Source organism: Pectinatus frisingensis, from assembly GCF_015732285.1.
GTDB classification, from domain to species: domain Bacteria; phylum Bacillota; class Negativicutes; order Selenomonadales; family Selenomonadaceae; genus Pectinatus; species Pectinatus frisingensis.
The window spans coordinates 1-10153 of sequence record NZ_WIQU01000006.1; the positions used below are offsets into that span (position 1 = coordinate 1).

The window sequence follows — 10153 nt, forward strand, 5'->3', positions numbered from 1 at the left end:
CCAACTTGCTGACAATACTGTCATGACGTACCGAAAAATGAATGGCGTCAATAAAGATAATAGGATAGACGCTGGCAAGTGGCCGACACTGCCACTCTTCAATCCGGGGTAGGATTTTGTCAGTGACATCCGATATGAAGCCTTCTGATGTCTCAAACCCATAGATATCCTCGATGGTTTCAGAAATTTGTTTAGTCGTCATCCCTTTGGCATACATGGAAATTATTTTCTGGTCGATGGCAGAGATGTCCTTTTGACGCTTCTTGACAACCTGTGGCTTAAATGAGGATTGCCGATCCTGAGGAACGTCAATCTGAAAGCTGCCATAACTGCTGTTCATTTGTTTTGGTTTATAACCGTTGCGGGCGTTCTCGCTGTCGGAGCGTTCTGATTTGCTATAGCCCAGGTGTTCATCCATTTCAGACTCCATCATCTCCTTTATGGTGCCGCCAAGCAGATCCTTCAGGGCATCTTGGATGTCGTTTGGTTTCTCGATGTTGTACTCTTGGAAGAGCTGCTGGATAATAGCCCGCTTCCCATCGGTCATTTCAACCTTGTGAATCTCTTTCCGCTGTTTTGCCATGATAAAAAGGCCTCCTATGATTAGATTCTACCATAGAAGACCTTATGACTTCGAGTGGAAGTTTGTTTACAGAAATTTTTCATAGGCTCTTATACTTAGATAAGTTAATAAGTTCCGCAGCCTCCTGATCATGGAAACTGTTGAGTATTTCTTCGACACTCTGTTTTACCAGGTCTTTTAATTCGGTTTTGATTACTTGCTCATTTAATTGTATAATATTGTCAGACATGAATCTCGTCTCCTTTGCGGGTTTGGCAACTTAATTTCAGCAAATGACGAGATTCATGCCTCTATTTAATTTGCAAAATATTATACCTTATCGATTTTATCCATGCATAAGTGGTTTTTTATGTCTATGTCAATTATGCTGTTTATATTTATAAACCTGTTGATTTGTAATAATAAAAGGAAGGCCAACATGCAAAAATATTTGCCATTGTCAAATTTAACCGCTATATTGCATTCTAAAAGGGCTAATATATACTATTTGGAAAAATGTCGCATTATGCAAAAAGATGGGCGTGTTTTATATTTAACAGAAGGGAAAAATGATTACAAATTTTGGAATATCCCTGTTGCCAATACTACTGTTATTTTATTGGGGACAGGAACGTCAATAACTCAGGCAGCGGTGCGGATGCTGGCAAGTGCTGGTGTTTTAATCGGTTTTTGTGGTGACGGAGGAACTCCGCTATTAGCAGGCACAGAAATAGAATGGCTTAATCCACAGAATGAATACCGTCCTACCGAATATGTACAAGGATGGCTTTCTTTTTGGTTTGATGAAGGGAAAAGATTATGTGTGGCTAAGAATTTGCAAAAAGCGCGCTGTAATTACTTAGCTAACACATGGGAAAAAGATAAAGATCTGAAAAATTATGGATTTCACAGTGATGACTATGAAATTGAAAGGGCACTTGACAAATTCGATAAAAAAATAGATTTAGCTAAAAATGTTACTGAATTACTTACTGCTGAAGCTCATTTTGCTAAGCAACTTTATAAATATGCGGCCAATTTGGCTGATATAGATGACTTTTCTCGTGATCCTAGTGCTGATGATGCGGCTAATATGTTTTTGACCCGTGGAAATTATCTGGCCTATGGATTAGGTGCAGTTACTTTATGGGTTTTGGGAATACCACATGGTTTTGCTGTAATGCACGGAAAAACTAGACGTGGAGCACTTGTTTTTGATGTAGCTGATTTAATAAAGGATACAATAATACTTCCGCAGTCATTTATTTGCGCTGGGGAAGGTTTTTCTTCACAAGAATTCAGGCATATCTGCCTGCAAAAATTTATTGAACATAAATCACTGGAATTTATGTTTAATGAAGTAAAAAAACAAAGCCTTATTTATTGGAAATCTGGTGGGCAGCAATGATGGTCATATTTACCAGTGTCAGTGAAAAAAAGGCTATTTATTATACTAGAAGAATACTTGATGCTTATGCTGAACGTATTGGTAATGATACATGGAAAACAATTATAACAGAAAAAGGCCTAGAAACAGTAAAGCTTTTATTAAAGCAAACGGCAACTAAAAATATGGCGGTTAGTTGTCATTGGATCAGAGGACATAATCACAGCGAACTTATGTGGATCGTCGGTAATAGAAATAAATTTAATTCAGAAGGTGTTGTTCCTGTTAACAGTACTAAAAAAAATATACAACATAATGAATGGGAAAATGACTGGTATTATTTGCCACAAATAAAAATTTTGGCGGCAATGGCCGGCCTTCTTCACGATTGGGGAAAAACAAATGCTCATATGCAAGAAAAGCTGCATATGAATAAAAAAATACCAGATCCGATTCGGCATGAGTGGATATCTTGTAAGCTTGTTCAAGCGTTGGTTATATTCTCCGGTGATGTAAAAGATGATGCAGCATGGCTTAATTTACTGATCAATAATAATTTTACACAAAAAAACATCTTGGACAATATTATTCTATCAAAAGATGACAGATTTGAACATCTGCCACCGCTGGCACAGCTTATTATTTGGCTGATTTTGTCACATCATAAATTACCGGTTTTATATGGTAATGCAAGAGATGGTTACGCAAATGTTGAAAAGAAAACATTCTCAGCACTATTTACTAGTATAACAAATGAGTGGGGTTACAAAAATATAACAAGTGAAGATGAACAAACTTGTTACATATTTAAGAATGGATTATTACAGGATTCACCATTATTGATTAAAGCAATAAGTAAATGGTCTAAGCGATTATTGGAAAGTAAGGACAAAATATTGGCGTTATTTTCTCATGATGCATGGCGGTTGATGGTATGTTATACACGATTATGTGTAATGCTCAGCGATCATTATATTTCATCTAAGGATGAAGACAAAAAATGGACGGGGAACTCGCTGATTTATGCTAATACAGATAAAAATGGTAATTTAAAACAAAAACTTGATGAACATTTGGTATGTGTTTCCGATCAAGCGTTAAAAATAGCACAAAGGCTGCCAGTATTTTCTGATAAAATGGAGAAGGCTTATGATGTAAAAAATTTGCAGAAAAGTAGCCTGGGACAATTTGCATGGCAGGATAGGGTAGTGAGTAAAATAAAAGGGTTTTGCTTGGAAAATAAAGCAAATACCAATAAGAAAAAAGGCTGGTTTATCATTAATATGGCCAGTACAGGTTGTGGAAAAACAATTGCTAATGCTAAAATAATGCGGGCAATTTCAGAAAACGGAGAATCTTTACGCTACATATTGGCAACCGGGTTAAGGACACTGACATTGCAAACTGGTGATGAATATCGCTTAAAAATAGGACTTAATCAAGATGAGCTGGCTGTATTGATCGGTTCAAGTGCAGTATCTGAACTGCGTCAAGATGATGATTTGCAAGAATCGGAAGAATTATTGGAAGAAAAATTAGAATTCGTATCGTCATCATCAGATGATTTTCTGGACATATTTTTTGATGGACGTAAGGTAAAATCAGCGGAGAAAAATAAGGCATTTTTATATAAGCCGATATTAGTAGTCACCATTGATTATATGATGAAAGCGACGGAAACAATAAAAGGTGGACGTTATATTCTGCCATTTTTGCGATTAATGTCTTCAGATTTAGTTATTGATGAAATTGATGATTTTAATAAAAGTGACTTAACAGCTATTGCCCGCTTGGTACATCTAGCTGGAATGCTGGGGCGTAGTGTAATTTTATCTTCAGCAACAATTCCGCCTGACTTGGCAGAAGGATTTTTTAGTGCTTATCAGTCAGGGTGGAAATGCTACAATGACTTTTTTAATCAAAAAGTGCCATGTACATGTGTATGGTGTGATGAATTTAAAGCTCAAATACAAGGTATTAATAATATGGATGTTCCTTCTGACGAATATAGAGCATTGCACAATATTTTTATAACTAAAAGAGTTGAAAAATTGCATACGCAAATAGTAAAACGTAAGGCCTTTATCATTGATTGTTCCGATTGTGTGGATATACCAAATGAGGAAGATAGGCAGAGTCTCTATTTTACCCATATAAGGGAAACAGCAGAAAAATTGCACGATGAACATGGTTTTCTTGACAAAAAATCTAATAAAAAAATATCATTCGCTTTGATTCGTATGGCCAATATACAACCTTGCATAGCATTGAGCCATTTTTTGATGGAAACACAATGGTCATCTGATGTAGCACCCAAAATTATGAGCTATCACAGCCGACAGGTTTTATTATTAAGAAATGTACAGGAAAATCATTTAGATAAGGTTTTAAAAAGAAAAGATAAAACCATGCCGTTTTTGGATAATCCTATTATACGTAACCATATAGAAAATACAGATGCGAATAATATATTGTTTGTGGTAGTTGCCACTCCTGTGGAGGAAATTGGCCGTGATCATGATTTTGACTGGGCAATAATCGAACCTTCATCATATCGTTCTTTTATCCAGCTGGCTGGCAGGGTGTTGCGCCATCGAAAAATTGATAAAAATATTGTTGTGCCCAATATCGGTATAATGCAGTATAACTTAAAAGGACTTGTGACTAAAAATAGAATTGTTTTTATGCATCCGGGATTTGAATGCCATAAATATCAATTACAATATCATGATTTGAAAAAAATAGTTGATGAAAGAGAAATTTCGAAACAAATCGATGCTGTTCCTCGTATTTTGAAACCGGAAAAATTAGATTTAAAAAAAGGGTTGATTCATTTGGAACATTTTGTGATGCAGGACTTCAGAGATTTATCCATGATAGGGCCGGCCACATTAAATGGTTGGCAGAAAGAGTATTGGTGGCTTACAGGTTTGCCGCAATTATTTAATCGATTCCGTGCTGGTAATCCGCAGGTAAAATTATATCTGCAATTGGAAAATGGACAGGTACAATTTTGTGAAAGGACACAGGATGGTGAATTTATAGAATGTGATAAAAAATATGGTATCAATATTGACAATACTGCTGGAAAAAAAGAAAGGTTATGGTTATTTCGTGATTATAAAGCAGCTCTAAGAAATGTGCTCAATAAAAAACAGCTGGAAATAAATGAGGATAGTCTTAAAAAAGCATCACAAAAATACGGTGAAATATCTATTCCTGAAGTTCAGAAAGACAGCAATATTGAATATATTTATTCTGATCAATTCGGATTGTCGAAAAAATAAGGAGACAGTATGAGTATTATTTTAAATTATTTGAATAAGGCGGCAGAATCTAAAGGGAAAAGTGTTGAAAAATGGTTATTGGACACAGCAGAAAATGCTCCAAAATGCACATTGGCAACACATGTTGGTAAATTTACGCATCCAGATGCAAAAATAGCATATTTTAATAATGTAAAAGTTTCTAATTATTATGGTTATGTGTGTACAGATAATGTTGACTGTAAGGTGGATATTGTTTGTCCTGCCCAATATATTGCCACAGCCAATTTTTTATTATTGAAATTGGAAGATGATAATACCGTTATTGATCATTTAAATAAAAACAGTGAAAAAATACAACAGGAACTGTCAGCTTTGACGGTGAATTATGATGAAATCAGACATAAATTTTTACAAATAGATAAAAATGAGCAATATAATTTTTCAGATGAACGTGTAAAACAAGTTTACTTTCCAGTAGAAAATACTTACCATCTTTTATCAGTATTAACATCATCCGGAATGCTGGACAAATTGAAAGAACGTATTATCAAGATGAAAAATTATGAAAGACTTGCTAAAGACAAGACGTCAAAAGAATATAAAGAAGACTATAGCAGTGTATATGATATTACAGAAATAGGCTTTGGTGGAACTAAGCCGCAAAACATCAGCTCGCTTAATTCACAAAGCATGCACGGCAGCGCATATTTTTTATCTTCTATGCCGCCAACTCTAGCAGTGAACAATATTAGAAAACCTAAGACGGATTTCTTTAGGAATTGCTTAAATATAAAATCTTTTTTACCATTATTTTATGCACTTGATAAAATATTTAAAACTGATAAAAATAATATAAACATGCGCAATAGAAGAAAAGAAATATATCACAGCATTGTAGATATGATCATGAATTATGTGTATGTAATAAGGACAATAGAACCAGGTTGGTCAGATAATGTAGAAAGTTTACCGATAGTACAAAAGATTTGGCTGGACAATAAATACGAAGAATTAAGGCAAATTGATAATAAATGGGTGGATGAAATGTCGCTGATGATAACTCGCTGGATTATTTTTACCTATGAAAAAATTTTAAAAGACAAAAAAATTGTTTTAGGTGATGGTGAATTTATTTCATTCAAATATGAAACCAGTGAAATACTTGTGGAAGATAAGGAGGTTTTAATGTGACAGCATATTTATTAATACCAAAAATGAAAATTATTAATGCTAATGCTATAAATAGTCCTTATAGTATAGGTTTTCCAGCAATGACTGCATGGCTTGGGGCAGCACATGCTTTACAGCGAAAGATTCAGTCTGTTGGTTTGAAAGTATTTTTAAACAAAATGGCAGTAGTATGCCATCAATGTGATTTACAGACATGTGATTCCATTGTGGGCCGCAGAAAATATATTATCGGAACAGCAAATCCTCTAAAAAAGAATAAAAAAACGGGCGAATTTGAAAAACCTCCTTTTATTGAAGAAGGCAGGTGCCATTTAAATGTGTCGCTACTCATAGAAATAAGCGGAATCAATCCTGATAATGAAAATAAATTTTTGACTGAGGTAAGTATACAACTTAATAAAATGAAAATAGCTGGTGGTGATGTTATTAAATTTAAAAAACCTGAAATATATTATATAAGTGAGGAAAACAAACAAAAGACACGTTTGATAAAAAATAAACTTATGCCAGGTTATGTGATTGTTGAAAGAAGGGATTTGGTCAACAAGGCGATGGAAGATGGTTTGGATGGAATAGATGCATTATTGGAATATATAAAAATAACATATACATTAGATAACAATGACACAGAAAATCCGATTTGGCGTGGGAGCAGAAAGTCACCAGGGTGGATTATTCCCATGGGGGTGGGATTTAAAGGAATATCAAAACTAGGAAAAGTAGAAAATCAGCGTGACTCATCTGTTATGCATCGTTTCGCGGAAAGTGTGGTTACATTATGTGAATTTAAAATGCCGTATAGATTTGATGACTTAGATGACATGATGTGGCAATATAGTGTAGACACGGATAAAAAATTATATATATGTAAAAATCAATATTAAAAGGAGATTCTAATTATGGCAAAGAAAAATTCATTTATGGCATCAGTATTGGCGTTTGAAAAAAAAATAGTGGTATCGGATGGTTATATGTATGGCACAACTTGGAACGATAGATTGAAAGAGGCATCCCCCCTGAAATTAGCGGAAAAATCTGTTCGAGGGACAATTTCCAATCGTTTAAAGGATACAATAAAAAATGATCCGGCAAAATTAAATGCTGAAGTAGAAAAAGCTAATTTACAAAGAGTTGATTCTTGTGCATTAGGTATTAGTCAGGACACTTTAAAATTAAGTTTTTCTATAAAAATCTTGAGTGGAATAGAGCAGCCATCTGCCTGCAACAGTGTGGAATTTGCTCAAAAGTATTACGATATTGCCAAGAAATATATATATGATAATGATTTTAGGGAACTGGCGAGGCGCTATGCCATGAATATAGCTAACGGTCGTTTTCTGTGGCGCAATCGAGTTGGAGCAGAAAAGATAGAAATAGTGGTATCAGTAGACAACCATAAATGGATTTTTGATGCTTATAAGTATTCTTTGAAAGATTTTGAGGAAAGTAACGACATCAATGAACTGGCTGATTTAATAGCACAGACTTTGAGCGGCAAAAGAGAATATTCATTTATAAATATAGAAGCATATGTGTTAAGCGGTAAAGCACAAGATGTATATCCAAGTGAAGAGTTGGTTTTAGATAAAAGCAACGACAATAAAAAAGGTAAAAAAAGTAAAATATTATATCAAGTAAATGATACAGCCGCCATGCATTCACAGAAATTAAGTAACGCTATACGTACAATAGATACATGGTATCCTGAATTTGGTTCAGAACGCACGGTTCCGATTTCGATAGAGACATATGGTACCGTCTCAAATTTAGGCAAAGCATATCGAGCACCTTCAGATAAGGTCGATTTTTATACACTTTTTGATAAATACGTTGTCGAAGGTGATTTGGAAAAACAGGAAGATAAAGATTATGTAATGGCGGTATTAGTTCGTGGTGGCGTTTTTGGACAAAGCAGCAAGGAGTAAAGATGATGATGTTTTATCAAGAAATAACTATATTACCGAGTAACGAAGTTTCTGAAGCATTTCTTCTATCAAAAACTTATCAGCAGCTCCACATTAGTTTTGCTGACAAAAAAAATAATGATAATTGCAATATTTACGGCGTATCATTTCCTGAGTATAGTATTAAAAATAATTATACTAGTGTGGGAAATAAAATAAGGGTATTTGCTAATGATGAAGCAAGTATGAATAGTTTAAATTTATCTAAATGGTTATATAGGCTTAATGATTATATTCATATAACCAAAGTAAGAAAAATACCGGATAGAATTAAAGGATATGCTGTTTATAAACGTTTTAGGGAAAAAAATTCTATTAGTAAAATAAGAAGGTACGCTGATTATCGCAATATTTCCTACAAGGAAGCTCAAAACAAATTAGCAATAAAAGAACAAGAGTGTAATTTGCCCTATATTCAGATGAAAAGTTGTACAAATAATAATAAGTTTAGTTTGTTTGTACAAAGGATTAAAACAGATGCTGTAATTAATTGGAAATTCAATTTTTATGGATTAAGTAATTCATCGGCTGTGCCGGAATTCTGAAATAATCTATTTTACCATTATTTTTTCATATATGAATAAATCCAATATTATCAAGCTTTTTGTCGTGAGCGTAAAATTTTGGTATTTTTAAAATAATTGCCGATAATACTGTAGTGATAGGGAAAATTCATTACTTATTGCAGTTATCCGCCGCATAGGCGGCTTAGAAATTTTACAAGTATATGCTTGATATGCAGCGCGTGTTATCCGCCGCATAGGCGGCTTAGAAAATTGCAATTTAACATCAAACGGTAAGGTCGATGTTATCCGCCGCATAGGCGGCTTAGAAAAGATGTATAAGCTTATGCTTGACGGGCAGATTGTTATCCGCCGCATAGGCGGCTTAGAAAAAGCAAAATATCATCCGGTGTTAGTAAAAACAGTTATCCGCCGCATAGGCGGCTTAGAAAAATAAAATTTAAAAAAATGAAGCATTTTATTAGNCGCATAGGCGGCTTAGAAATACAATAAAACACTAAAGCGGACAAAGTTACCGTTATCCGCCGCATAGGCGGCTTAGAAACATATCCCGCAGGGTATAAACGCGATACAAATGTTATCCGCCGCATAGGCGGCTTAGAAATTAAAAAACATTGAATATGATAATTTAAGCCAGTTATCCGCCGCATAGGCGGCTTAGAAAGGACAATAGAAAAATTTCTCCGGAGCAACGCAGTTATCCGCCGCATAGGCGGCTTAGAAATTTGAAATTTTCTGTATGAAGTGTTAATATTTGTTATCCGCCGCATAGGCGGCTTAGAAAATTTCGTTATTATTAAAGCTAATACAACAATTGTTATCCGCCGCATAGGCGGCTTAGAAAAAATATTTTATTGACGGAACGCCTAAGGCTGCGTTATCCGCCGCATAGGCGGCTTAGAAAAAGGAAGGTGAGATGATGAGCGATTATTTAGTGTTATCCGCCGCATAGGCGGCTTAGAAAAGTAAGTTCTGAAGCTTCATCGGGTGACAATAGTTATCCGCCGCATAGGCGGCTTAGAAATTTGAACAGTACGACAAAGGGCAGAAACGTATGTTATCCGCCGCATAGGCGGCTTAGAAATATATGCGCCGGAATATATATCTCTAAAGCATGTTATCCGCCGCATAGGCGGCTTAGAAAATGATAGTGTTGGTGCTCTGCGTTGTGTATGTGTTATCCGCCGCATAGGCGGCTTAGAAAGTAATACCAAGCGATTACAGGCAATTACCGAAGTTATCCGCCGCATAGGCGG

7 protein-coding genes and 1 CRISPR repeat array are annotated in these 10153 nt (G+C 35.0%); of the genes, 6 read left to right on the top strand and 1 reads right to left on the bottom strand.

Features of this window, described 5'->3' with window-relative positions; genetic code table 11:
- The coding region (locus tag I6751_RS00280) for an IS256 family transposase (RefSeq protein ID WP_196598934.1) at positions 1-583 on the bottom strand (583 nt) is incomplete at its 3' end.
- 418 nt (positions 584-1001) lie between these two features.
- Between I6751_RS00280 and cas1f the strand changes: the two genes are divergently transcribed.
- From cas1f to cas6f, 6 genes are read left to right on the top strand one after another with little or no spacing between them, the layout of a single operon-like run.
- Positions 1002-1970 (top strand): type I-F CRISPR-associated endonuclease Cas1f, encoded by a 969-nt coding sequence (gene cas1f, locus I6751_RS00285; RefSeq protein ID WP_196590017.1) that lies wholly within the window; start codon positions 1002-1004, stop codon positions 1968-1970.
- On the top strand, positions 1967-5236 hold the full coding sequence (gene cas3f, locus I6751_RS00290; RefSeq protein WP_196590018.1) for a type I-F CRISPR-associated helicase Cas3f: 3270 nt from the start codon (positions 1967-1969) through the stop codon (positions 5234-5236). Before cas1f ends, cas3f begins: the two co-directional genes overlap by 4 nt.
- 9 nt (positions 5237-5245) lie before the next feature.
- Complete coding sequence (locus tag I6751_RS00295; protein WP_196590019.1) at positions 5246-6409, top strand: type I-F CRISPR-associated protein Csy1; 1164 nt, start codon at positions 5246-5248, stop codon at positions 6407-6409.
- Positions 6406-7293: a type I-F CRISPR-associated protein Csy2 gene (gene csy2, locus I6751_RS00300; RefSeq protein WP_196590020.1), complete on the top strand. Its 888-nt coding sequence runs from the start codon at positions 6406-6408 to the stop codon at positions 7291-7293. The genes I6751_RS00295 and csy2 overlap by 4 nt, the downstream gene beginning before the upstream one ends.
- A 15-nt stretch (positions 7294-7308) precedes the next feature.
- Positions 7309-8334 (top strand): type I-F CRISPR-associated protein Csy3, encoded by a 1026-nt coding sequence (gene csy3 / locus I6751_RS00305; protein ID WP_196590021.1) that lies wholly within the window; start codon positions 7309-7311, stop codon positions 8332-8334.
- Between the two features lie 2 nt (positions 8335-8336).
- Entirely contained in the window at positions 8337-8918 is a 582-nt protein-coding gene (cas6f, locus tag I6751_RS00310; protein ID WP_196590022.1) for a type I-F CRISPR-associated endoribonuclease Cas6/Csy4, read from the top strand.
- Positions 8919-9060: 142 nt separating this feature from the next.
- Positions 9061-10101: direct repeats of the CRISPR family, unit length 28 nt; unit sequence GTTATCCGCCGCATAGGCGGCTTAGAAA.
- Positions 10102-10153: the final 52 nt, after the last annotated feature.